Here is a 23,538-nt window from a genome sequence, read left to right as displayed (position 1 = left end):
CCGGGACCTGGTCATGCGACCGAGCGCAGTGCCTCGGCGGGACGGAGACGGGCGGCCCTCCAGCCGCCAAACGCTCCGGCGACGACACCGCCGAGCACGGCGAGTCCGACGGCGGCCAGCAGCACCCCCGGCGTGAAAGGTGCCTGGAGCACGATGTCCGCCGTCTGCTGTCCCTGGAACACCGCCCCGCCTCCGGTCGGGCCACCGCCCATGCCGCCAGGACCTGCTTGGCTTCCCCCGCTCGCAGCGACGGTGGGACGCAGGACGTTGATGAGCACGATGCCGATGACACCCAGGACGAGGCCCGCGGCTCCCCCGATGAGTCCCTGCACCATCGACTCGCCCGCGACCTGGCGAACGACCCGCCCGTTCGACCAGCCGATCGCCTTGAGGGTTCCGAACTCCCTGGTGCGACGGCCCACGCCCGAGAGGGTGAGCAGCACGGAGAGCAGCAGAGCGACGGCGAGGACGATGACGGAGAGCCAGGTGCCGAGGTTCGTGATCAGCGCCGTGGCGCTGGAGAGGGAACCCGACACCGTCGAGGCGAGCTCGGACTGCGACGTGACGGTGGCGTCAGGGAGCTCTTCGGCGAGCGCGGACTGGACCGCATCGATCGAAGCGGCCGAATCGGCCTGGACGTACACGGTGGAGATCACGTCGTCGACTCCGGCGAGGGTCTGCGCTGTGCGCAGCGGCAGATACACGTTAGCCGCCGTGTCCGCACTGTCGGACGTGGATCCGAGGATCCCGATGACCTCCACATCGGAGCCGGCCACGTCGATGGTGTCTCCGACCGTGATCCCGTTCGTGGAGGCGTACGTGCTGTCGACCATGGCGACCAGTGCCTCGGCGTCATCGGCGTCGAGACCGCGACCGTCCGTGACCGTGGCCGAGGCCATCGGTCCCACGGCGGTGGCAGCTGGATCGATGCCGAGCACGGAGAAGGAGTCCACCCCGAAAGAGCCCCCGCCGCCCGCTGCGCCATCCGGTGGCGTCTGCCCTTCCTCGGGCGCGGCGGGCTGCTCGCCGTCCTGCGGCGCGAATCCACCGCTGGGCACCTCGCCGGAGAACGTGGAGTTCGTGAGGCTCAGCGCCCCGGATGCCGCCGAGACGCCGTCGGTCGCGGCGACGGTGTCGAGCACGGACGAGTCGAGGGTGCCGCGCAGGAAGTCGGTTCGCAGCGTGGACTGTGCGAGCGTGGTGGTCTCACCATCGCTCTCACCGGCATCCGCATCGAAGTCGAAGCGCGGCCCCTCCCCCTGGCCCGGCTCGGCGGCAGCGCCCGTGACCGTGAGGTCGGTGCCGACTCCGTAGACGGACGCGAGAGCCTGCGCCTGGGCGTCCCGCACCCCCGCGGTGAGGGCGTTGACCACGATCACCAGTGCGATCGCGATCGCCAGCCCGATCGCGACGATCAGGGTCTGCTTCCTGCGTCCGGCGAGTTCGCGCCGCAGATATGTTCTGTACATCTCTCTCCTTCCGCCGCGGCCATCGCGGGGCGAGATCGACGTTAGGAATCGCGCATAAGCGGAATCGAGGGTCCGGTGATGAGAACACTATGGAGCGCGGATCACACCGCCCGCACGGCCTCCACGAATGCCCTGGCGCGGACAGCGAGAGCGTCGAGGTCGCCGCCTGAGGTCGCCGCATCGCCGACCAGAGGTCCACCGACCCCGACGCCGAAGGCACCGGCCGCGAGAAAGTCGCCGACGGTGTCGACGCTCACACCTCCCACGGGGATGATCCGCGCGTGCGGGAACGGATCACGCACGGCGCGGATGAAGCCGGGACCGAGTGCCGACGCGGGGAACAGCTTCACCGCCGCGCTGCCGAGGTCGTGACCGCGCTGGACCTCCGTCGGCGTGTAGACACCGGGCAGGACGCCGATGCCGCAGCTGACGGCGTAGGGCACAGATGCGCTGAGCGTCGGGGTGACCATGAACTGCGCGCCGGCGGATACGGCGCGATCGACATCCGCCTCGTCGAGCACGGTGCCGGCGCCGATCAGCGCGTCGACCGGAGCGTCGTGCACCACCTGCGCGATCGCCTCCTCCGCGTCGGGGAGGGTGAGCGCGATCTCGAGCGTGCGCACGCCGGCTTCCAGGAGGGTCCGTGCCGCGGCGACCGTCGCATCGACGTCGGTTCCGCGGAGGATCGCGACGAGCCGCGTGCGGCGCAACCGTTCCCGCAGCTGGTCGTTGTCGACGGCGCTCACAGCGCGCCCTCCCCTGCGATGCGGGCCGTCGGCACCGCACCTCGCCACGGGTATGCGGGGACCCCTCCGACCTCGACCTGCACGCCGAGAAGCGCACCGTCGGCGTCAGCTGGTTCTGCCAGGCCGATGCTCGCGGTGGTGATCACGAGCAACCGGTCAACGAGGGCTACGGCGGTCGGACGCTTCGCCGGAAGGACGATGGTCTCCACGAGCTGACCGTCGGGAGAGTAGCGGCGCACCTCGGAGGCGTCCCAGACCGCGACCCAGAGCATGCCCTCGAGGTCGATCGCCATGCCGTCGGGGTTGCCGCCCTCGACCCGGCACACCGTGCGGCGATTCGACAGCTCCCCGTCCGGCGCCACGTCGAAGGCCTCGATGCTGCGGTCCGGCAGAGTGTCGATGTAGAACAGCGTGGATCCCGTGCTGTCGAAGGCGAGACCGTTGGACACCGTGACCCCTTCCAGGCGAGCAGTCGGCTCACCATCGGGGTCGATGCTCCACAGCGTGCAGTGCGGGTCGCGGGGCATCGACTGGCTGCCCACCCAGAAGCGACCGACCGGATCACCGCCGCCGTCGTTCATGTAGTCCCCCGGTGCGGCGATGTCATCCGTGAGTGGGCAGACGGCTCCGTCGTCGCTCACGTGCACGACGCGACGATCGACTCCGACCAGCCAGCCCTGCCCCGGCTGCGCGAGCGGGATCGGGGCACCGATCTGCGCGCCGACGACGACCGCGGACCCGGGGATCACTCGCCCGCCGTCGATACGCCCGCGGTGCAGCGAACCCGTGGCCATGTCGATCCAGGCGAGGCTGCCGTCGCGACCGTCCCACCGCGGAGACTCGGCCTGGACGTATCGGGCGTCGGAGAGGATCTCGACGGTTCGGGAGGGCAGGGTGTGCGACATCCGGGGGCGTCCTTCGCTGGTAGCTCGTAACCGTTATGTGGCAGACTATCTCACAATATGCATAACACTTGCGAGAAATGTGGACAGACGATGATGAAGGCGGGAAACAGCTGATGGCTCCGACACTCCATGGCTTGATGCCCATCCTGGCAACACCCTTCGACGAATCGGGCGCCCTCGACCGTGCCGGCCTGCGTCGGCTGGTCGAGTTCCAGCTCGCCTCCGGGGTCGACGGTGTCGCCGTCTTCGGCATGGCGAGCGAGGGCTTCGCACTGACGACGGAGGAACGTCGGACGATCCTGGACGATGTCGTCCGGGTGGTCGACGGCCGGATCCCGGTGATCGCCGGCGTCAACGGCACGTCCACCGCGACCTCGATCGAGCAGGCGCTCCTCGCGGAGGAAGGGGGCGCCGACGCGCTCATGGTGCTTCCGCCGTTCATGGTGAAGCCGCCGGCAGCGACGCTCGTCGACTTCTACGGCGACGTGGCCGCGGCCACCTCGCTCTCCGTCATGGTGCAGGACGCTCCCGGCGTCACCGGCGTGGTGATGGCTCCGGCTCTGATCGCCGAGATCGCCCGGCTCGACGGCGTCGACTCGGTCAAGGTGGAAGCTCCCCCGACGGCACCCAAGGTCGGGGCCGTGGTCTCGGCGATCGATGACCCCGACTTCGCCGTGCTCGGCGGACAGAACGCGCAGTTCTGCCTGGAGGAGTACGCCAGGGGCGCCGTCGGCACGATGCCCGCCTGCGAGTTCCCCGACCTGCTCGGCCCGGTGCTCGACAGGTTCCTGGAGGGGCGCGTCGACGAGGCCAGAGCCGAGTTCCGTCGTATGCTCCCTCTCGTGCTCATCGGTCTGCAGGGCGGCATCGCATGGGCGGTGCACAAGGAGGTTCTCGTCGCGCGCGGCATCATCGACCACGCGACGGTCCGCTACCCCGCGTCGCGCCTCGACTCCGGCAGCCGTGCGTCCGTGAAGCTCGTGATCGACGAGCTCGCCCTTCCCCCCGTCCCCACCACGGTGCGCGTGTGACCGGCCGCGGCGTGCTGCTGATCGGCGGCAGCTCCGACATCGGTCTCGCGATCGCCCGCGCCTTCGCCGACGGCGGGGACACCGTCGTCGGCGTGGGGATCGATGACAGCGACGACGCCGTCTTCGCGCGGTATCTCGTCGCGGACTGCAGTCGGCCGGAGGCCGCCGATCGCGCCGTCGCGGATGCGGAGCAGGCTCTCGGCCGACTCGATGTCGTCGTGCTCGCCGCCGGACGCATGCCGATCGCCCGCGCCGAGACCACGAGCGACGAAGACTGGCGCGGCGCCCTGGGGGCCACGCTCGACTCGGCGTTCTTCGTGGCGCGCGCGGCTCTTTCCCGTCTCTCCGCCGGATCGTCGATCGTCGCGGTGACCTCCGTGAACTCGTCGCTCGCCGCCCCGGCCTTGGCCGCCTACGCAGCCGCCAAGGCCGGAGTGGACGGCCTCGTACGGCAGCTGGCGCTGGACTACGGCCCCCGAGGCATCCGCGTGAACGCCGTGCAGCCGGGCAGCATCTCCGCGCAGGACACCGGCGAGAGCGAGGGCTACCCGCTCGGACGCATCGGCCGTCCGGAGGAGGTCGCGTCCGTCGTGGCGTTCCTCGCCTCCGATGCCGCGTCCTTCGTCACCGGCACGTCGATCGCGGTCGACGGCGGCCTGTCGATCTCCTCCCCCGCGGCCTGGCTCAAGCCGGTGCTGCGCGAACGCTGGCTCTGACCCGCTCACCTCTACGAAGAAGGCCGCGTCCCTTTCCGGGAACGCGGCCTTCTTCGTATCTCCCGCCGCTCTCGATCAGGAGTTGGCGTCGAGCAGCCCCTGGACTTCCTTCTTCAGCGCGTTGAGGCCGGCCTGCACCTCGACCTGCCCGGCGAGGATCGTCGCGACACCCGCGCCGATCGCGGCGTCGATCTGCGCGGTCACCGCGACGCGGTCCCACGCGGCACCGCGTGCATGCTCGGAGACCTCGGTGCGGAACGCGCCCTGGAACTTGTCCGCCGCGAGGGCGGGGATCTTGTCGGCGACGCTCTTGGCGGCAGGTGCCACCGCGGAGTTCTCGTAGAGCGCGGTCGCCGCTTCGACGTTCGTCGCGGCGTAGAGGATGAAGTCGCGGCTCGTGAGCTCGCCCTCCCCCGCGGTCGCGAAGACACCACTGCCCCAAGCCCGGTTGAACGAGTCCTTGCCACCGGCGGTCGGGCGCGAGATGGCCCCGATGTTGTCGATGATGTTCTGCGCCGCACCGTTCGTCTTGACGAAGGTCGACGCGAGCGGGGCATCGTCGTACAGGGCCGCCCGACCGCTCGCGAACAGGATGCGGGCATCGCTGCGCGCCACGTTCGTCTGCGTCAGACCGGCATCCTGCAGGGACTTGTACCAGGTGACGGCCTTGACGCTCTCGGCATCTCCCAGGGTGCACTTCAGGTCGTCGGTGACCACGTCGCTGCCGAAGCCCCACATCCACGGGACGGCGTCCTTCAGGTCGGGGTTCTTCGTGACGGCGGCGTAGGGGATCAGCGACGAGTCCTGCTTCTTGATCTTCTCGAGCGCCGTGGCGAACTGCTCCACGGTCATGCCCGACTTGATGCCGACGCTCTTCGCGATCTCGCCGTTGGTGATGATGCCGATACCGGCAGCCGTGAGCGGGAGCACGAGCAGCTTGCCGTCCATCGTGTAGGAGTCGAGCACACCCTGCGGGATGCCCAGCCCCTTCGCGAGGTCGGAGAGGTCGGCGAGCACGTTCATGGGGGTCAGCACCTGCCACCCGCCCGACTGCCCGACGCCCATGAGGTTGCCGGAGCGTCCGGTCAGAGCCAGCTGCGTGGCGGCCTGATCGTAGGGGTAGATGACCGGGGCGACCTTGACGCCCTCCTGCTTCGAGAAGCCGTCGAGGATGCCCTGCCACGCCGACTTCAGAGCCTCTTCGCCGAGCGAGTTGCCGTAGAAGTTGATGGTCTTGGCCTTGGTGGCTCCTGCGGCCGTGGCTCCGGCTCCGGTGCCGGGGGCGGCGGGGGTCGCACAGCCGGCGAGCGCGAGTGCGCCGAACGCCGCCAGGACGGTTCCGCCTCCGAGGAAGGCTCGGCGGCTCAGCTGCGAGTTCGAGATGTTCATGGAGACTGCTCCTTCGGGATGAGGGGTGACGAGCGGTGCTGCGGTGCGGCGCTATCCCTTGACCGCCCCGGCGGCGAGGCCGGAGACGAAGTAGCGCTGCAGGAGGATGAAGATGAGGACGAGTGGGAGGGAGGTGATCAGGGACGCCGCCATGAGCGCGGGCCAGTCCGCCGTGCCCTCGCGGATGAACGCCTGGGTGAGACCCGCCGGCAGCGTCTGCTTGTCGGGTCCTGCGAGCGTGAGGGCGAAGAGGAGATCGCTCCAGCCCCGCATGAAGGCGAACATCCCGGCGGTGATGAGTCCGGGGACCACGAGCGGGAACACGATGCGGAACATCGTCCCCGTGCGCGAGAGTCCGTCGACCTTGGCCGCCTCGATGATGTCGTCCGGCAGTGCGTCGATGATGCCCTTCAGCAGGAACACCGCGAGCGGCAGCGTGAACGTCGTGAACGAGATGATCAGTGCCGTATAGGTGTACAGCAGCCCTGCCGAGCTCAGCATCAGGTAGAGCGAGATGAGCAGCAGCGCACCGGGGATCAGCTGACCGATGAGGAACATGAACATCACGGCGTTGCGACCGCGGTAGCGGAACTTCGACAGGGAGTACGCCATCAGTCCGCCGACCAGGACGGCGAGCAGAGCGGTTCCGGTGGAGACGATGATGCTGTTGAGGAGGTTCTTCAGCAGCAGGTCGTTCTGGAAGAAGCCGATGAAGTTCTCGAAGGTCGGATCCACAGGGAAGAACGGACGGTCGAGGGAGAACACGTCCTCCTTCTTCGTGAAAGCGGTGGCCGTGAGCCAGTACACCGGGAGCAGGCCGAACAGCGCCAGCAGCAGGAGCAGGACACGTCCCGGGATGGACAGGTGGGGGCGGATGATCGACTCCCCCACATCGCGACTACGGCGCATCACTTCTCCAGCCGTCGGTTGAGGAACAGGTATCCGGTGGTGATGATGGCCAGCAGGACCAGCCAGAGCGTGCCCATGGCTGAGGCCTTGCCCAGCTCGTAGCTGCCGAAAGCGAGATCGTAGAGGCTGACCGCGAGCGTCGTGGTCGAGTTGCCCGGCCCTCCACCGGTCATGACGAAGATCGTGTCGAAGTTGCCGAAGTTGTAGATGAACTCCAGGACGGCGACGAGGGTCACGGGGCCTGCGATGTGCGGCAGGGAGATGTGGCGGAACCGCTGCGCGCGAGTCGCACCGTCGATGGTGGCGGCCTCGATCTGCTCGCTCGGAAGGGTCTGCAGCACCGCGAGGGCCACGACCATGATCCAGGGGAACGAGTGCCACGTCTTGGCGATGACCACGGCCGCCATGGCGCCGGTCGGGGTGCCCAGCATGCTGACCTCGGGAAGACCGAACACCGAGAGCACGTGGTTGACGACGCCGTAGCTGTCGTTGAAGATCCACGCCCAGAGGAAGGAGACGACCACACCGGGGAGCAGCCAGGGAAGCATGAGGGCCCCGCGCAGGATGTTCCGTCCGCGCATGCGGGCGTTCAGCAGCAGCGCCAGGGCCACGCCGAGCACGAGCGGGAAGATCGTGGAGAGCGACGCGAAGACGAGGGTCGTGCCGAGCCGCGCGAAGAACTCGTCCCAGACGGCCGCGTAGTTGTCGAGACCGACGAACGTGCGCTCCGGACGCAGGAGGGATTGATCGAACAGGCTCGTGAAGATGCTCGACACGAGAGGGAAGATCGCGATCACGAGGAACAGGAGGACCGCGGGAAGTGCGATCATGAAACCGAAGGTGCGATCCTTCGCGCCCAGCGTGGAGCGTCGCCCGGAGCGTGGCTCGACGGCCTTCTGCTCGCTCTCTGCGGGCCGCTCGAGTATGGCTTGTTGCATTGCAGTCACTTTCCAGTAGAGACGACCCCCGCGGGGCCCTGCGCGTCGTCGTCACAGTCGTCGACGTCGACGTGCGGCTAGTTAACCACAATGCGGATGCGAAATCCACAAAATGCATACGACACCCACATTTGTGTTGCTCGAAGCCATTTCTCTGAATAGGATGACTGGCAGCGGTGACCAGCCGCGACGTCGCCCACGCGGCGGCAGTACTGAGGAGGAGTGACCATGGCATCGGAATCGGTGGGCGGCACCCAGACCGTCGAACGGGCGATGTCGTTGCTCGCCTGCTTCACCGAGGAGTCGGGCGAACTGCGGGTCTCGGAGCTCTGCACCCTCACCGGGCTCGGCCAGTCCACGGTCTCGCGGATGATGTCGGCGCTGGACCGCATGAAGTTCGTGGTCCAGGACCCGCGCACCGGCCTGTACCGCCTGGGTCCGGCCGCCGTCTCGCTCGGCACGATCGCCCTCAACGGCTCCCCCATCTTCCGCGCAGCGCGGCAGATCGCGCAGAACCTCGCCCGCCGGATCGAGATCGGTGTGAACGTCGCCGAGCTCAGCGGCTTCACCTTCATGTACCTGTGCAACTTCGAGGGGGCGCTCGCACCGAAGTCGTTCGACATGGCGGGCCGCACGGGTCCCCTGCACGCCACCGGCATCGGCAAGGCACTGCTGTCCGGCATGACCGACGCGCAGGTGGACGAGTACTTCGCGCAGGCACCGCAGCGCTTCACCCCGCACACGATCGTCGACCGCGAGGCCATGCAGCTCGCGCTCGATGAGACGCGCAGCCGCGGCTACTCGACCGAGATCGAGGAACTCGCCTTCGGACGTGCCTGCATCGCCGCCCCGATCCGCAACCGTGCGGGCGAGATCGTGGCCGGCATCTCGGCGAGCGGCCCGCTGTCCGTGTTGGATCTGCACGCCCCGCATCAGGAGCTCGCGCTGCAGCTGATCGAAGCCGCCGACGAGATCTCCGTCGCCCTCGGATACAGCCCTTCCCGCACCGCATCCGCGTTCGCCGCGCTCTGACGCCCGGCCGCGACGCTCCCTACCCCTGACCGCGGCACCAGCCGCCGACCGCTCGCCCATCGATGTCTTTGGAGACCCCTGTGAGAATCACGCGCGTCCAGACCTTTCCCCTCTACCTCTCGAAGGAGGAGGCGAACAACTCCTACGCGGGCGACACCGCCGTCGACCACCGCGGCTATGTGATCCGCCCACCGTGGCGGAGCCTGTACTCCCCCGGTTACGAGACCCTGCTGGTGAAGATCGAGACCGACGAGGGGCTGATCGGGTGGGGCGAAGCGCTCGCTCCGGTCGCCCCGGTCGTGGTCGCGGCGATCGTGGACAACCTGCTGGCCCCGCTCATCCTCGGCGAGGACCCGCGTTCGGTGCGCACGCTCTGGCACCGGATGACCGAGTCGATGCGCGAGCGCGGGCACCTCACCGGCCATCAGGCCGACGCCATGGCAGCCGTCGACATCGCCCTGTGGGACCTCTGGGGTCACGCGACCGGGCTCTCGGTCTCGGAGCTCGCCGGCGGACGCTTCCACGAGGTGCTGCCCACGTACGTCTCGGGCATCCGCGGCGTAGACGACGTCGAGCGCGCGGAGAAGACGGCCGAGCTCGTCGAAGGGGGCGTGCGGCGCATCAAGCTGCACCTCGGCGTCGACATCCGCACCGACCTCGCCACCTACGATGCGGTCCGCGGCGTTCACCCCGACCTCGACGTCGCGCTCGACGCGCACTGGACCTACCGCCTCGGCGAGGCCCGTGCTCTCGGCCGGGAGCTCGACGACCGCAGGGCCTGGTTCTTCGAGGCGCCACTCGCTCCGGAAGACGTGGAGGGCCACCGAGACCTCGCTTCCGCGCTCGCGACGCCGATCGCGGTCGGCGAGGCGATGCGCAGCCGCTTCGAGTTCACTGACTGGCTCACCCGCCGCGCGGTCGGCCTCACGCAGCCCGACATCGGCCGTACCGGCATCACCGAGGGCCTCGCGATCTCGGCGGTCGCCGACGCCTTCCACGTGCAGGTCGCCCCTCACCACTCGGCAGCCTTCGGCATCGCGATGGCCGCCGGCGTTCACGTCGCGGCGAGCGCCGCCTCGCTCCTCGCGTTCGAGTACCAGCCGTTCACGCTCCCGGTCGCCAACCGTCTGCTCACGACGCCCCTCGAGGTGCGCGCCGACGGCGGCTTCGTCGTCCCGACCGGCCCGGGCCTCGGCGTCGCGGTCGACGAGGACGCGATCAAGGAGTACGTGCGCCACTGAGTCGTCAACTCTCCTCAGAATCGCGCAAATGGTCGCATCCGCCTGGCGGATGCGACCATTTGCGCGATTCGAACCGGGGAGTCAGTCGCCGATACGGACGAACTGCGCGGCGCTGACCCGGTGGATGCTGGTGTTGCGCACCTCGAGTCGCACCGTGCCCGTCGCACCGGCCGCGTAGCGGAACGAGCCCAGCGAGCGCCAGGCGGCTGCGCCCTGGGTCTGGTCCACGATCACCTCGGAGCTGCCGTTCTGATGCTCCACGACGTAGGCCGCCGACGTCGTGGTCGTGGGGTTCGTCGGGTACCAGACCGAGACACGGTAGAGCCCTGCCTGCGGGAGGTCGACGTTCCACGTCACAGTGCTGCCCACCGAGTCGGAATCGCTGTACCGCGTGCGGGTGCCGTTCCAGCCGGAGAGTCCGCTGGGGTACCAGTTCCCCGCCTCGAGGTACCCCGGCCACGGCGACTGCGTGTGGGCGATCACGCCCTCGTCGGCGACGCGCACGAGCACTCCCCTCCTGAGGCTCTGATCGAGGCGTGCCTCGAAGCGCGTCGACGATCCGGGTGCGACACCGGAGCCGGCCGTCACCGTCCAGGTATGGGTCAGATCCGATCGCGGTGGCACGGTGATCGTCGTGCTCTGCTGTCCGACGCTCCACCCCGTGAGCCCGTAGAGGGCGAGCGTGCCCTGCAGGGGCGTCACCCCGGTGTTGATGACGAGTGCGGTCAGCTTCGCGACGGCGCCCGGCCCGCTCACGATCTCGACATCGGAGGTGAGCGACACCAGTCGGCGCCGGTCGATCACCTCGATCGCGGCCGGTCTGAGCGTGATGGGGTCCTCTCCCGTGACCGTGAGCTTCGCCTTCACCTCGACCTCACCGAGCGGTGCGGTGGTGGCGATCACCGCGGCCGATTCCACGCGGGCTGAGCCCTGCGCCGGGACGGAGACGGCCGGGACCGCGCCGTCGAGCTGCCACCCGGACGGGAGTGTGATCGCGACCGTGCCGGTGATCGGGTCGTCCGTCGCGTTGCGCACTTCGATCGTCAGCGGCACACGGTCGCCGGCGGTGCCCGTCGCCTGCGCGATGACATCTCCCGCGAGACCCGGGTTCGCACCGCTGATCCGTGCGGGCAGCTTCAGCGTGACCTCGGGCGTGGTCACTCCTCCGGAGGTGATCGTGTACCGGAAGGTGTCGGTCAGGTCGTCGACCGGGATCGTCCATTCGAACGGGTACGCCTTCTGGGGCGCCTGCTGCACCGCGTTCCCGCCGATCCGGTACGACAGCGTCGCCTGCTGTTCCGTGTCGATCTGCACGTACGCGTCGTACCCCTGACCGTCGGGGCGCACCAGGAGCATCCCTCGCGCGACGCCGTACTCGGTCGCCGGGTCGGAGTCGACCTCGTGGAAGCTGTCCGGCCCGTGATCGACGATGTCGTCGAACGGCAGTTCGGGACGCTGCACGTCGACGTCGCGCACCACGAGGGCCACCAGCCCGCGCGCGGGGACCGTCACGGTGACCCGTCCGCTGCTCGCCGCTCCGGTCGATCGAGTGCCGTTCGCCGTCACCAGCTCCACGGGCGTCGAGGAGTTCCGGGGCACCCCGGTGAGGTCGCTCGAGAGGTCGACGACCACCTGCTGCGCGGTCCCGGCGGAGTTGGTCAGGCTGATGTACAGGGCGCCGTTGCCGACACCGCCGATCCAGTTGACCAGAGGGTTGTCGACCGCGATGAGCCCCGCGGGAAGGTACGGCCAGACCCCGTCTTCACCGAAGAACGTTCCCGGGGCATGGCCGTAGGCGAAGAACTTGAAGTACGCGAAATCGGCCTCGAACACGTGCGGGAACTCGATGGCCCCCGCGCTCCGATAGAAGCTCTCGCTGATCAGGTAGTCCATCGCGAGTCCGAGCTGGGCCGGTGCGTGGTGGAAGTAGTACCCCGTGATGCCCACCGGGCCGCTTGTCGCGAAGTCGGGTTTCATGTGCGCGACCTGGAACTGCCGCCCGTAGTAACCGGGGTACGTGGTGAAGCGACCGATCACCATGTTGTGCGCGATGTCGGCGAGCAGCTCGTCTCCGGTGTGGTGTGCCAGGCGCAGCAGTGCTCCGGCCCAGCACGGGTTGAACACGTAGCCGCCACCCGGGTTCGCCAGCGTGCTGACACCGAGCTTGAACGACGACAATGCCTCGAACGTCAGCCCCGACGGGGACACGTACCAGGCCGGCACCGTCTCGGTCGGCACGTCGGTGGTGGGATACGACGGGAGGGACGAGCGCGACTCCCAGTCGTACTGCTGCCTGATCACGGAACCGACCGGCACCGTGACCGTCGTGTCCGGCACCGGGCGCACGGCGGTCTGCGTGATGAAACGCTGCACCTCGCGGTAGGCCCCGTCGAGGAACTCGGACTCCCCCGTGGCCTCGAACATCTCCAGCAGGTCGACCCAGTACTTAGAGAAGCTGTAGGCGAAGCCGCCGGGCGGCTGACCGTTGCTGCGGTAGGGCGTCAGGATCTGCTCCTGCGAGTACCGCCGCGCGATCAAGGTGGCTTCCGCGAGATAGGCCGGATCCCCCGTGACCCGGTACGTCGCCAGCGCGTTCGAGAACGGGGCTCTGCTCTGCCCGACAACACCCGCTTTGGTCGCCTGCACCGCGAGCCGCTGGATGCCGGCGTTGCGCCCGTGGGTGAGCTGATAGAGCGACGCGAGGTTCACGGCGTCTGTGGGAATCCGACCGATCCGGTACTGCGTCTTGTCGTTGTAGACGGGACTGCCGATCATCGGCGTATGCCCGATGCCCTTGCGGGAGAGCTGATACTCGACGAGCGGCCTGGCACGGCGGTCGTAGAGGGTGCTGTCCGCGGTTCCCGTCAGGTAGTGCGCAGAGAGCACGACGCCGCTCGCCGCCGCGCGGACGGCATCCTCGTTCTCGACGTCGACGAACCCCTTGGCACGGTTCCACCATCCCGAGTACGACGGCACGTAGTCGATGGAGTCGTCGCCGCTGGGCTCTACGGCGATCAGCTCGGCCATGGCGTGCACGGCGTCGGTGAGCGACCGGTCGTAGACGTTGTGCCGGTACGCCGTGAGGCCGTACTCGTTGCGGCACAGCTGCGTGTAGGTGCCGTACAGCGTGTCGGCGCGCGCGGCGAGGCCGAAGGCGAACCCGCGCTGCTGACCGACCGTCATCGCCGTCCGCAGCCCCGGCTGGGGTGCGTACATGGACGGCACGATGTCGAGGCTGTCGTTGCGCAGACTCATGCCGTACGGCTGTCGGTCCGACATCAGCTGCCGTTCGTGCACGAACTCGGCAACCTCGGACGGCAGATAGACACCCGAGGTGACGGCGACGTCGCCGATCGCGTACTGCGTCAGCGCCATCGGTGCGAAGAGCTCCCACGCCCCCAGCGGCGCCGAGCCGTCGAGCACCGAGAGGGCGTGCTGATAGGACCCGCAGAGCACCTCGTCGAGGTCGTCGATCGACCGGGTGTCCTGGCTCTGGTAGCCGACGATGTAGTCGCCTGCGGTCTTGGCCGTGAGCACGTAGTGCGCCTCGGGCTGCGCGCCCTCCAGCCGCCAGCGGACCACGAGGTCGACGTCGTCTGTGCTGGTGGTCAGCTCGATCGCCTGCGGGCCGAGCACCTGGAACGAGGTGAACCCCAGCCAGCTCGGCGCGAGCGGGCCGTACAGCTCCGGAGCGCTCCCGGCCGGCAGCGTGCCCTCCAGCACGAGCCACTGCTCGTCGAAGCGGTGGGCGGGGTCGGTGATCTGCAGCCATCCGCCGTTGTGCTTGACCTCGAGGTCGCGCACGATCGTCGCGCCGCCCTCCCACGTCGCCTGCAGGAAGGTCATGCGATGGTTCTGTCCCACCAGCTGAGCGACCTGTGTGAAGGCGAGGTTCGGTTTGTCCAGTCGCCGCAGAGCATCGGCATACATCCCGCCGGCGGTGGTGAGTTCGGTGGCCGCCGCGGGGGCCATGCCGCCCGGCGAGCCGAGCACCGGGGGGAGCACGCCGGCGATCACGAGCATTCGCAGCACGGAGCGTCGGCTCCACATCAGGGGATTGTGTTCGGCACCGTCGCCAGGAGTTGCATCCATGATGCACATAATGCAATCCCTATGCGATGATGTCAATGCATGCGCCGCACCGATCACCCGAGCCCACATGCCCCGTCGACACCGGTAGCGTCGACGAGGCAGCCCACCCGAAAGGATGCACGCGGTGACGCACTCCCCGCCCGAGACCCCGCCTGAGGAGATGACGGAGTACTCGCTGAGCACGCTCCTGACCCCACTCGATCCCCCCGTGGAACCGTCGGATTTCGACGACTTCTGGAGGGCCTCCTTCGAGGAGTTGGGCACGGGCGCCGTGGCATGGGAGGTGACCCAGGAGCACCCTGAGACCCCGACGCATCGCATCGCCGAGATCCGCTTCCACTCCTCCGCCGATGAGGCGGCCGTCGCGTACGTGATGCTTCCGCACGCTGCCGACGTGACCCGCCGCGGCCTCGTCGTCGGCCACGGTTACGGCGGTCGCACCGGCCCCGACATCGAACGCGTCGCCTCCGACACCGCCGCGATCTTCCCGGTCGCCCCCGGAACCCATATCGGCACGAGCAGCCGGTTCCCCGCATCGCCCGACGAGCACGTGCTGGCAGGGATCGAACACCGCGACACCTACTCGCACTGCTTCAGCGCCGCCGACATCTGGCGAGCGGCGACCGTGCTCCTCGAGATGGCCCCATCCGCAGCGGGAGCGCTCGACTTCAGCGGCGGTAGCTTCGGCGGCGGCATCGGCGCGCTCGCCCTGCCGTGGGACGGGCGGTTCCGTCGCGCCGCGCTCGATGTCCCGAGCTTCGGCAACCATGACGTGCGCCTGTCACGGAGATGCACCGGGACTGGTGAGGCCGTGCGCCTGCACCTCCGCGAGCACCCGGAGGTCCGGACAGTGCTCGACTACTTCGACGCGGCGATCGCGGCGCGGCGGCTGCGGCTGCCCGTGCACGTGAGCGCGGCCGTGCTCGACCCCGCCGTCGATCCGCGCGGGCAGTTCGCGGTCTACCACGCCGTCTCCGGCCCGAAGCGCCTCGGCGTGCGGGCGGCGGGCCACCTCCCCGGAACGGTCGGCGAGCTGTCGGACCGACTCGCGCTGCAGGACGGCATCGACTTCCTCGCACTGCCCGACGACCGTCTGATCTGAACACCCCAACGGACCGCTTCTCAGAAAATGCATAGCGTTCTCCATAGAAATCGCATAGGAGATTCCGCAGAATAGGGACATGACCAGCGACCTGCCCGAACTGCGCCGCCCCGACGGCTCCCCCCTGCGCATCCTCGCCGTCGACGACGAGCAGATGCTGACCGACCTGCTCGCGATGGCCCTGCGCATGGAGGGCTGGGAGGTGCGCACCGCCTCCTCCGGCATGGAGGCCCTCCAGGTCGCGCGCGAGTTCGAACCCGATGCCCTCGTGCTCGACATCATGATGCCCGACCTCGACGGCATGTCGGTGCTCAAGCGGCTCCGGGATGCCGGCAACCTCGTCCCCGTGCTCTTCCTCACCGCCAAGGACGCCGTGGGCGACCGCGTCGCAGGACTCACCGCCGGCGGCGACGACTACGTCACCAAGCCCTTCAGCCTGGAAGAGGTGATCGCGCGCCTGCGGGCGATCATCCGCCGCACCGGCCACGCCACCGCTGACGACGGCCAGTCGATCCTGCGCGTCGCCGACCTCACCCTCAACGAGGACAGCCACGAGGTCGTGCGCGACGGCACCGAGATCGAGCTCACCGCGACCGAGTTCGAGCTGTTGCGCTACCTGATGCGCAACGAGCGCCGGGTGCTCTCGAAGGCGCAGATCCTCGACCGGGTGTGGAGCTACGACTTCGGCGGCAAGTCATCGGTCGTCGAGCTGTACATCTCGTACCTGCGCAAGAAGATCGACGCCGGACGCACGCCGCTGCTGCACACCGTCCGCGGCGTCGGCTACATGATCAAGGCCCCTCAGTGAGCTCGGCGACGACGATGAGACGGCCGATGAGCCTGCAGACACGGCTGATGACCGCCGTGATCGGGTTCGTCTCGCTGATCCTCATCATCGTCGCCATCATCACCAGCGCGACGCTGGGCAAGACCATGGAGGATCAGCTCGACCAGAAGCTCTCCAATAATGCGCACCAGCTCGTCCGGGTGACCGAGGCGTTCCCCCCGTCGTCCGCCACCGCGCAGAACGTGCTCGCGAACAGCTCCGCACCGCCGGTGGGTGTGCTCTTCGTGGTCTCGAGCCCCGTGACCGGCTTCAGCGGCGTCGTCGCCAAGACCACGGACGGCGACCCCCTCGCCGGGTCGCTGCAGACCCTCAGCGGGGCCCAGCTGGCGGAGATCGCCGGCGCGCTGAAGGACTCATCGGTCGCCTCAGTCTCCATCAGCGACGTGGGCTCGTACCGGGTGATGGCGCTGCCGACGAACAACGGGGTCATCGTGGTGACCGGCCTCCCCCGTGACGAGATCCAGAACCAGCTCACGCAGCTCCTCACGGTGATCGCGCTCGCCACGATCGGCGGCCTGATCCTGCTGGCCCTCACCACGGCGATCACGATCCGCGTGAGCCTGCGCCCGCTGCGCGCCGTCGCGACCACCGCGACCAGGGTCGCCAACCAGCAGCTCGATCGCGGCGAGGTGACCATCACGGAGCGCGTCCCCGCCTCCGAGGCCGATCCGCGCACCGAGACCGGGCTGGTCGGGGCGTCGTTGAACAAGCTCCTCGATCACGTGAACACCTCGCTCGCGTCCCGGCAGAAGAACGAGGAGCGGATGCGGCGGTTCGTCGCCGATGCCAGCCACGAGCTGCGCACACCGCTCGCCTCGATCCGCGGCTACTCCGAGCTCTCGCTGCGAGCTCTCCGCCAGACGAAGGAACCGTCCGAGCGACCGGAGGTCATCGAGAGCACCACCTCTTCGCTCGAGCGCATCCAGGCGCAGTCGCTGCGGATGACCAGGCTCGTCGAGGACCTGCTGCTGCTCGCCCGCCTCGACGAAGGCCGGGAGCTCGTCTACGGCACAGTCGACCTCACCCAGCTGGCGCTGGAAGGGCTGTCGGATGCGCGCCCCACGGCCGTGGACCACCACTGGAAGATCGACGTGCCCGACGAGCCCGTCACGATCCTGGGAGATGCGGGACGCATGCACCAGGTCGTGGCCAACCTGCTCGCGAACGCCCGCACGCACACGCCGGCCGGCACGACGGTGACACTGAGCGTCGCGCAGGAGGGCGATGAGGCGGTGCTGCGCGTGCACGACGACGGTCCGGGGATCGATCCGGCCATCCGAGACGAGCTGTTCGCCCGCTTCGCCCGCGGAGACAGCTCCCGTGCGCGCCAGACCGGCGGGACGGGGCTCGGCCTCGCGATCGTGAAGGCCATCGTCGAGGGCCACCACGGCTCCATCACGGTGGACAGCGAGCCAGGGAACACCACCTTCAGCGTCCGCATCCCGACGAATCCGGCGGCCTCCCCCGACACCGCCGCTACGGACGCCTGACCCGCAGCACAGCGCCCGCCACGAGCACAGCGCCCACCACCATACTGAGCCCGCCACGACACTGAGCCCGCCACGACACTGAGCCCGCCACGATGCTGAGCCGCGCGCGAGAGGATTCCTGCGCCGGCGGGATCAGTAGCCGGCGAAGGCGTCCGTGGTGAGGCTGCGGGCCTTCTGCAGTGCGGGCGCGAGATCGGCGATCAGGCGGGGTGGTCCCGAGATGAACGCGTGGCGCGCGGGCAGGTCGGGAACGGCACGCTCGAGGGTATCGGCGTCCAGACGCGCCCCCTGAGCCCAGGACCAGTGCGAGGGCAGGGCGGCCGGCTCGTCGCGGGTGAACACGACGGTGCGCACGCCCGTCGCCGCGAGCTCTTCGCGGAAGGCGAGCTCCGAGGCCTCGGATGCCACGTACACGAGCACCACGTCGCGCTGTTGCCCGGTCGCCTGCAGCTGCCGCAGCTGCGACACGAACGGCGTCACGCCGATACCTGCCGCGACCATGAGCACGGGCTGGTCACCGCGAGGGAGGATGAAGTCGCCCCAGGTCCCGGTCACGGCGAAGGTCGCCCCCGGCTCGGCGGCCGCGAGAGCCCGCTTGTAGCTGGAGGGGTGCTTCTGGTCGCCGTTCTTGTAGGCGATGCGCAGCGTGGGCAGGTCGGCCGGCGCCGACACGATGCTGAACTCCCGGCGGGTGCCGCGCGCGTCGGGGCGGTGGTGCGGCACGTCGAGCTCGAGATACTGACCAGGGAGGAAACGCACACGGCCCTTGGCGCGGAAGGTCAGCTCCTGCGCGGTCGGGGTGACGAACTCACGTCGTTCGAGCACGAGCCGCACCGACCCGCGCAGTGCGAAGGCGAACGCGACCAGGTTGCCGATGAGCAGCGCGCGCTCCTGTCCGAGGGTGAACAGGCCGGCCACGGAGAGGGGCCACCCCGCGAGCAGACCGACGACGACGGCCACCACGAGCTGCTGCCGACGCCGCGGCGGAAGAGTGAGCGGCTCCGAGAGCATGAAGGCCCCGAGGAAGAGGAACGGCGACTGCAGCACGGCGAACTGCAGGGCTGTCACGACGTCGAAGGCGACATCGAACTCCACGGCCTGGACTGCCTGCCGCACCACGGAGGTGGCGACCGCGACGATCAGGAACACCAGCACGACGCGGATCTTCTCGGTGCGCCACAGCACCAGGAGACCGAGCACCGCGACCGGGATCGTGAGCACGGGCGTGCCCACCCACCACGCCGACGAGGTGCCCAACCACTCGAAGGCCCCGAACGCCCCGAGGATCGAGACGACGGCGGCGCCGAACGCGGCCGGGTTGAAGATGTGCCGGCCCCGCCAGGCGATCAGATACTTCGACACGCTCGCGACGGCACCGGCGATCGCGAGGCCGACGAGTGCGCTCGGCTCCACGCCGGGGCGGAGCACGAACAACAGGATGAGGGCGGTCACGACCGAGGATTCGATGCGCCAGGGCAGCCGCAGGATGCGCTGCGCGACAGCGTCGACGACCGAGATGACGAGCGCGAGCACGAGGAAGGACGCCACGAGCTCGAGCGGGGTCGGCGAGACGATGACGCCGAACAGCGAGAGCACGAAGGCGATGACGGCGAGGGCGATCAGCGCGAACAGGACCAGACGGTACATCGACAGCGAGCCCAGCACGGCGAGGACCCGCTGACGCGCAGCGGTGAATGAGGTGATCACGATTCCACTCTTCCCTGGTTCTGGACGGTGAGGAACAGTTCGGCCGGAAATCCGGGGGAACGCTGCACCCGTCCGTCGGTGCTCATCCGCACCCACTCGGTTCCCCAGGCCGCAGCGATCTCAGGGCCGCCGTCGAAGAAGAGGGCGGTCGCCACAGCGTCGGCCCTCATAGCGTGGGGCGCCACGGCCCAGGTCGCCGCCCAGGTGCGCACCGGGGTGCCGGTGCGCGCATCCAGGACGTGGTGGAGCCCGCTCCCCCACGCCCGACGGTTGATGGCCGAGGCGCACAGGGCCTGGTCCTTCACCTCGATGACGCCGATCGCCTTCGTCGCGTCATAGGGGTGCTCGAGGGCGATGCGCACACCGGCCCCGCGCACCCGGATGTCGCCACCGGCATCGATCACGAGATCGCCGGGCATACGCTCCAGCACCGTGGACACGAGATCGACGAGGCGACCCTTCCCGAGGGCGCCGACGTCGAGCAGAGCCGGAGCCGAAGCCCTGACCTCGCCACCATCCCATGAGAGATGCCGATCCCACTCTTCCGGCGCCGGGAGCGGCTGCCCGGCGATCAGCGTGTAGGCCGCGTCATAGCCGAGCGCATCCAGGCTCGCGGCGACGAGGGGGTTCACCGCACCGGCGGTCGCCGCGGAGAGCTCGCGATACGCGTCGAGCATGGGGGCGGCGTCGGCGGAGGCGAGAACGCCACCGAGTCTCCCGAGGCGCACGACCTCGGAGTCTGCACGGAACCGGGACCATTCGCGGTCGAAGCGCTCGATCTCCGCCGTCACCGCCGCCTTCGCGGCAGCCGGGAGCGGGTCGGTCGTCTCGATCTCCCAGTGCGTTCCGATGGCCTCGAAGCTCCAGGTGGCCATGCGGCTTTCAGGCGCCTACGCGGCAGCCTGCTCCTTGATCGACTCGACGGCGTCGTTGAATCCGCCGCTGGTGAGCGACGAGCCCGCGACACGGGTGACGTTCAGCTCGTCGATCGGCTTGCCGTCGACCTCGGCGGCGATGCCGTCGATGAACTCGCCCTGGTAGCGCTTGCTCTCGGGCGCCTGCGGATCACCCGTGACCTCGACATCGGTGACGACGCCGTCGGCGAGCGTCAGCGTGACGGAGATCTTCTCCACCGTCTCGGGGGTCTGGTACGAGCCCTCGGCCGTGTAGGTGCCGTCGGTGTAGGTCGCCGTGGCGTCACCTCCCGAAGACGATGCGGAGGCACCCGTATCGGGAGTGCTGTCGGCTCCGGAAGAGCCCTCGGCATCGGCAGCGCCGGAGCATCCGGCGAGGACGAAGAGACCTGCGATCCCGAGGAGTGCGGATCCCTTGCGGACAGAGGTCGGTACGGTCGTGCGGATCATGGTGGTCCTCCCGGCTCGGTGTCGGTCGACGTGGTCGTCGACCCCCTCACGCTAGGCATCGCGCCTATGAACGGGCTGACGTAACGTGTTACGCGTCTCCGCCGAACATGCTGGTGACGGAGCCGTCCTCGAACACCTCATGGATCGCGCGGGCCAGGAGCGGGGCGATCGGGAGGATGGTGAGCTTGTCCCACTGGCGCGACTCGGTGAGCGGGATCGTGTCGGTGATGACGACCTCGTCGATGGACGAGTCCTGCAAACGATCCGACGCCGGGTCGCTGAAGATCGCGTGGGTCGCGGCGACGATCACGCGGTGCGCCCCGTTCGCCTTGAGAGCCTGCGCAGCCTTGACGATCGTGCCACCGGTGTCGATCATGTCGTCGACGAGGAGGCAGGTGCGTCCCTCGACGGCACCGACGATCTCGTGCACGGAGACCTGGTTGGCGACCTTCGGGTCGCGACGCTTGTGGATGATCGCGAGCGGAGCGCCGAGGCTGTCCGACCACGTGTCGGCCACGCGCACGCGGCCCATGTCGGGCGATACCACCGTGAGGATCTCGCGGTCCTCCGGCGAGAGGGTGCGCTCGAAGTAGTCGAGCAGCACGGGCTTGGCGAACAGGTGGTCGACGGGACCGTCGAAGAAGCCCTGGATCTGGGCTGCGTGCAGGTCGACGCTCATGACGCGGTCGGCACCGGCGGTCTTCAGCAGGTCGGCCACGAGACGGGCGCTGATCGGCTCGCGACCGCGACCCTTCTTGTCCTGACGCGAATACGGATAGTACGGAGCGACGACGGTGATGCGCTTCGCCGACGCGCGCTTGGCCGCGTCGATCATGATGAGAGTCTCCATGAGCCACTCGTTGACCGGCTCGCCGAACGTCTGGATCAGGAAGAGATCCACTCCACGGATGGAGACCTCGAAGCGCGCGTAGATCTCACCCGATGCGAACGTGCGGTGCTCGACCGGGGCGATCTCGGTGCCCAGCGCCTCGGCGACCGCCGCCGTGAGGGCAGGGTGCGAACGACCGCCGGCGACGACGAGCCGCTTCTTGGTCTTGGCGATGATCCCGGGGGCCACGCCGTTGTCGCGATCCAGATCGACCGTCTTCTTCTTGCGCGCCATGTCCGCCTATTCCGCCGAATTCTCCCGGGACGCAGCATCCGCCGCGCCCGTCCCTGCTCTGTTCTTCTCGACCCAGCCCTCGATGTTGCGCTGGGGGGCGACGCTCATGGCCAGAGCGCCGGCGGGGACGTCCTTGCGGACGACGGCGCCTGCACCGGTCTTCGCACCGGCTCCCAGCCTAACGGGCGCGACGAGCACCGTGTGCGACCCGGTGTGCACCTCGTCGCCGATCTCGGTGCGGTGCTTGTTCACGTCGTCGTAGTTGGCGGTGATCGTGCTCGCACCGAGGTTCACTCCGCGACCGATCGTCGCATCGCCCACGTACGACAGGTGCGGCACCTTGCTGCCCTCGCCGATCTCGGCGTTCTTGGTCTCGACGTACGCGCCGATCTTGCCCTTGGCGCCCAGCACAGTGCCGGGGCGGAGGAAGGAGAACGGACCGACCGTCGCCTCGGCGCCGATGACGGCCAGCGTCGCATCCGTGCGGCGGACGACCGCATCCTCACCGACCTCGCAGTCCACGAGCGTCGTATCGGGGCCGATGACAGCTCCGGAGGCGATGGCCGTTGCCCGCAGGATCTGCGTGTTCGGGAGGATCGTGACGTCGGGCGAGAGTGTCGCGTCGTCGTCGATCCACGTGGTGGCGGGGTCGATCACGGTGACGCCCTCGAGCTGCCACCGGCGCACGATCCGCTGGTTGAGCAGGCGCCCGACGAGCGCGAGCTGCGTGCGGTCGTTCACGCCGTAGGTGACCGTGACGTCCGACACGACCGACGCCGCGACGCGGTCGCCATCGCGGCGGAGCAGTCCAGGCACGTCGGTCAGGTACATCTCGCGCTGAGCGTTGTCGAGGCTCAGCTGCGGCAGGTAGGTACGCAGCGTCGCGGCGCGGAACACGTACATACCGGCGTTGATCTCACGGACGGCCGCCTCTTCCGGGCTCGCATCCTTCTGCTCCACGATGCGGTCGACCCCGCCATCGGCATCGCGCACCACGCGACCGTAGCCGGTGGGATCCTCCACCAGCGCGGTCATGAGTGTGGCAGGCGCCCCGGACGCCCGGTGCTCAGCGAGGAAGGCCGAGAGGGTGTCGGCATCGGCGAGGGGGCAGTCGCCGGAGAGTACGAGCACGTCGCCCTCGAAGTCGGCGGGCAACGCATCGACGGCCACCTGCACCGCACGACCCGTTCCGGGGATGTCGTCCTGGTCGACGAAGACCGCGTCGGGATAATCGGCGGCGAGGGCGGCCACCACCTGGTCCCGCTCATGCCGCACGACGACCTCGACGTGCGTCGCCTGCAACCGCTGCGCTGTGGTGAGCACGTGCCCGACGAGTGGACGTCCGCTGATCGGGTGCAGCACCTTCGGCAGACGCGACTTCATGCGAGTGCCCTGCCCTGCGGCGAGGACGATGATCGCGAGATTGTTCCCAGTCAT

19 protein-coding genes are annotated in these 23,538 nt (G+C 68.9%); 7 read left to right on the top strand and 12 right to left on the bottom strand.

What is annotated here, in order from left to right:
• Window positions 1-11: 11 nt before the first annotated feature.
• The 3 genes from ABRP18_RS05820 to ABRP18_RS05810 all read right to left on the bottom strand — a co-directional run bounded on the left by ABRP18_RS05820 (window position 12) and on the right by ABRP18_RS05810 (window position 3,120).
• Window positions 12-1,469 carry an ABC transporter permease gene (locus ABRP18_RS05820; RefSeq protein WP_349885704.1) on the bottom strand — a complete coding sequence of 486 codons (1,458 nt, stop codon included), beginning with the start codon at window positions 1,467-1,469 and terminating at the stop codon, window positions 12-14.
• Window positions 1,470-1,570: 101 nt separating this feature from the next.
• A complete protein-coding gene (locus ABRP18_RS05815; protein ID WP_206549501.1) occupies window positions 1,571-2,215 on the bottom strand; it encodes a bifunctional 4-hydroxy-2-oxoglutarate aldolase/2-dehydro-3-deoxy-phosphogluconate aldolase in 645 nt (214 codons plus the stop codon).
• Window positions 2,212-3,120 (bottom strand): SMP-30/gluconolactonase/LRE family protein, encoded by a 909-nt coding sequence (locus tag ABRP18_RS05810; protein WP_141370160.1) that lies wholly within the window; start codon window positions 3,118-3,120, stop codon window positions 2,212-2,214. Before ABRP18_RS05810 ends, ABRP18_RS05815 begins: the two co-directional genes overlap by 4 nt.
• A 137-nt stretch (window positions 3,121-3,257) precedes the next feature.
• Here ABRP18_RS05810 and ABRP18_RS05805 point away from each other — a divergent pair, with 137 nt between their 5' ends.
• Both ABRP18_RS05805 and ABRP18_RS05800 read left to right on the top strand, forming a co-directional pair.
• Complete coding sequence (locus ABRP18_RS05805; RefSeq protein ID WP_257022130.1) at window positions 3,258-4,151, top strand: dihydrodipicolinate synthase family protein; 894 nt, start codon at window positions 3,258-3,260, stop codon at window positions 4,149-4,151.
• Entirely contained in the window at window positions 4,148-4,867 is a 720-nt protein-coding gene (locus ABRP18_RS05800) for an SDR family NAD(P)-dependent oxidoreductase (protein ID WP_113681405.1), read from the top strand. Before ABRP18_RS05805 ends, ABRP18_RS05800 begins: the two co-directional genes overlap by 4 nt.
• A gap of 75 nt (window positions 4,868-4,942) precedes the next feature.
• On the opposite strand, the gene ABRP18_RS05795 is transcribed toward ABRP18_RS05800, so the two are convergent.
• From ABRP18_RS05795 to ABRP18_RS05785, 3 genes are read right to left on the bottom strand one after another with little or no spacing between them, the layout of a single operon-like run.
• Window positions 4,943-6,256: an extracellular solute-binding protein gene (locus ABRP18_RS05795; RefSeq protein ID WP_061015229.1), complete on the bottom strand. Its 1,314-nt coding sequence runs from the start codon at window positions 6,254-6,256 to the stop codon at window positions 4,943-4,945.
• 51 nt (window positions 6,257-6,307) lie between these two features.
• Window positions 6,308-7,165, bottom strand: a complete 858-nt coding sequence (locus ABRP18_RS05790; RefSeq protein WP_052674532.1) for a carbohydrate ABC transporter permease — start codon at window positions 7,163-7,165, stop codon at window positions 6,308-6,310.
• Window positions 7,165-8,103, bottom strand: coding sequence for a carbohydrate ABC transporter permease (locus tag ABRP18_RS05785; protein ID WP_045262209.1), 939 nt, complete (start codon window positions 8,101-8,103; stop codon window positions 7,165-7,167). The genes ABRP18_RS05790 and ABRP18_RS05785 overlap by 1 nt, the downstream gene beginning before the upstream one ends.
• 228 nt (window positions 8,104-8,331) lie before the next feature.
• Between ABRP18_RS05785 and ABRP18_RS05780 the strand changes: the two genes are divergently transcribed.
• Both ABRP18_RS05780 and ABRP18_RS05775 read left to right on the top strand, forming a co-directional pair.
• On the top strand, window positions 8,332-9,135 hold the full coding sequence (locus ABRP18_RS05780; protein ID WP_046748916.1) for an IclR family transcriptional regulator: 804 nt from the start codon (window positions 8,332-8,334) through the stop codon (window positions 9,133-9,135).
• Window positions 9,136-9,215: 80 nt separating this feature from the next.
• Complete coding sequence (locus ABRP18_RS05775; protein WP_046748915.1) at window positions 9,216-10,376, top strand: mandelate racemase/muconate lactonizing enzyme family protein; 1,161 nt, start codon at window positions 9,216-9,218, stop codon at window positions 10,374-10,376.
• 81 nt (window positions 10,377-10,457) lie between these two features.
• Here ABRP18_RS05775 and ABRP18_RS05770 read toward each other — a convergent pair whose 3' ends face one another.
• Window positions 10,458-14,468 (bottom strand): hypothetical protein, encoded by a 4,011-nt coding sequence (locus tag ABRP18_RS05770; protein WP_349885703.1) that lies wholly within the window; start codon window positions 14,466-14,468, stop codon window positions 10,458-10,460.
• A gap of 124 nt (window positions 14,469-14,592) precedes the next feature.
• On the opposite strand from ABRP18_RS05770, the gene ABRP18_RS05765 reads away from it, so the two are divergent.
• The 3 genes from ABRP18_RS05765 to ABRP18_RS05755 all read left to right on the top strand — a co-directional run bounded on the left by ABRP18_RS05765 (window position 14,593) and on the right by ABRP18_RS05755 (window position 17,907).
• On the top strand, window positions 14,593-15,570 hold the full coding sequence (locus ABRP18_RS05765) for an acetylxylan esterase (protein WP_349885701.1): 978 nt from the start codon (window positions 14,593-14,595) through the stop codon (window positions 15,568-15,570).
• A 79-nt stretch (window positions 15,571-15,649) separates the two neighbouring features.
• Window positions 15,650-16,378: a response regulator transcription factor gene (locus ABRP18_RS05760; RefSeq protein WP_045262204.1), complete on the top strand. Its 729-nt coding sequence runs from the start codon at window positions 15,650-15,652 to the stop codon at window positions 16,376-16,378.
• 26 nt (window positions 16,379-16,404) lie between these two features.
• Complete coding sequence (locus tag ABRP18_RS05755) at window positions 16,405-17,907, top strand: cell wall metabolism sensor histidine kinase WalK (protein WP_113681294.1); 1,503 nt, start codon at window positions 16,405-16,407, stop codon at window positions 17,905-17,907.
• Window positions 17,908-18,039: 132 nt separating this feature from the next.
• On the opposite strand, the gene ABRP18_RS05750 is transcribed toward ABRP18_RS05755, so the two are convergent.
• From ABRP18_RS05750 to glmU, 5 genes are all read right to left on the bottom strand, one after another.
• Window positions 18,040-19,614: a flavodoxin reductase gene (locus tag ABRP18_RS05750; protein WP_061017227.1), complete on the bottom strand. Its 1,575-nt coding sequence runs from the start codon at window positions 19,612-19,614 to the stop codon at window positions 18,040-18,042.
• Complete coding sequence (locus ABRP18_RS05745) at window positions 19,611-20,489, bottom strand: FAD:protein FMN transferase (RefSeq protein WP_349885700.1); 879 nt, start codon at window positions 20,487-20,489, stop codon at window positions 19,611-19,613. Before ABRP18_RS05745 ends, ABRP18_RS05750 begins: the two co-directional genes overlap by 4 nt.
• Before the next feature lie 15 nt (window positions 20,490-20,504).
• The gene (locus tag ABRP18_RS05740; RefSeq protein ID WP_046748909.1) at window positions 20,505-20,978 is read right to left on the bottom strand and encodes an FMN-binding protein; all 474 of its coding nucleotides are present in this window, start codon (window positions 20,976-20,978) and stop codon (window positions 20,505-20,507) included.
• 88 nt (window positions 20,979-21,066) lie between these two features.
• Window positions 21,067-22,101, bottom strand: a complete 1,035-nt coding sequence (locus ABRP18_RS05735; protein ID WP_046748908.1) for a ribose-phosphate diphosphokinase — start codon at window positions 22,099-22,101, stop codon at window positions 21,067-21,069.
• 6 nt (window positions 22,102-22,107) lie between these two features.
• On the bottom strand, window positions 22,108-23,538 hold the full coding sequence (gene glmU / locus ABRP18_RS05730; protein WP_046748907.1) for a bifunctional UDP-N-acetylglucosamine diphosphorylase/glucosamine-1-phosphate N-acetyltransferase GlmU: 1,431 nt from the start codon (window positions 23,536-23,538) through the stop codon (window positions 22,108-22,110).

It is taken from the genome of Microbacterium sp. WHRI 7836 (genome assembly GCF_040223885.2).
Lineage (GTDB): Bacteria > Actinomycetota > Actinomycetes > Actinomycetales > Microbacteriaceae > Microbacterium > Microbacterium oxydans.
Note: the sequence above shows the minus strand (reverse complement) of the source record. Positions and strands in the feature narration are given on the sequence as shown.

Coding starts and splice junctions, on each gene's coding strand:
- ABRP18_RS05735 (WP_046748908.1), bottom strand. CDS start 22,101: ATGGCGCGCAAGAAGAAGACGGTCGATCTGGATCGCGACAACGGCGTG.
- ABRP18_RS05790 (WP_052674532.1), bottom strand. CDS start 7,165: ATGCGCCGTAGTCGCGATGTGGGGGAGTCGATCATCCGCCCCCACCTG.
- ABRP18_RS05810 (WP_141370160.1), bottom strand. CDS start 3,120: ATGTCGCACACCCTGCCCTCCCGAACCGTCGAGATCCTCTCCGACGCC.
- ABRP18_RS05745 (WP_349885700.1), bottom strand. CDS start 20,489: ATGGCCACCTGGAGCTTCGAGGCCATCGGAACGCACTGGGAGATCGAG.
- ABRP18_RS05770 (WP_349885703.1), bottom strand. CDS start 14,468: ATGGATGCAACTCCTGGCGACGGTGCCGAACACAATCCCCTGATGTGG.
- ABRP18_RS05785 (WP_045262209.1), bottom strand. CDS start 8,103: ATGCAACAAGCCATACTCGAGCGGCCCGCAGAGAGCGAGCAGAAGGCC.
- ABRP18_RS05755 (WP_113681294.1), top strand. CDS start 16,405: ATGAGCCTGCAGACACGGCTGATGACCGCCGTGATCGGGTTCGTCTCG.
- ABRP18_RS05780 (WP_046748916.1), top strand. CDS start 8,332: ATGGCATCGGAATCGGTGGGCGGCACCCAGACCGTCGAACGGGCGATG.
- ABRP18_RS05760 (WP_045262204.1), top strand. CDS start 15,650: ATGACCAGCGACCTGCCCGAACTGCGCCGCCCCGACGGCTCCCCCCTG.
- ABRP18_RS05820 (WP_349885704.1), bottom strand. CDS start 1,469: ATGTACAGAACATATCTGCGGCGCGAACTCGCCGGACGCAGGAAGCAG.
- ABRP18_RS05740 (WP_046748909.1), bottom strand. CDS start 20,978: ATGATCCGCACGACCGTACCGACCTCTGTCCGCAAGGGATCCGCACTC.
- glmU (WP_046748907.1), bottom strand. CDS start 23,538: ATGACTGGGAACAATCTCGCGATCATCGTCCTCGCCGCAGGGCAGGGC.
- ABRP18_RS05805 (WP_257022130.1), top strand. CDS start 3,258: ATGCCCATCCTGGCAACACCCTTCGACGAATCGGGCGCCCTCGACCGT.
- ABRP18_RS05795 (WP_061015229.1), bottom strand. CDS start 6,256: ATGAACATCTCGAACTCGCAGCTGAGCCGCCGAGCCTTCCTCGGAGGC.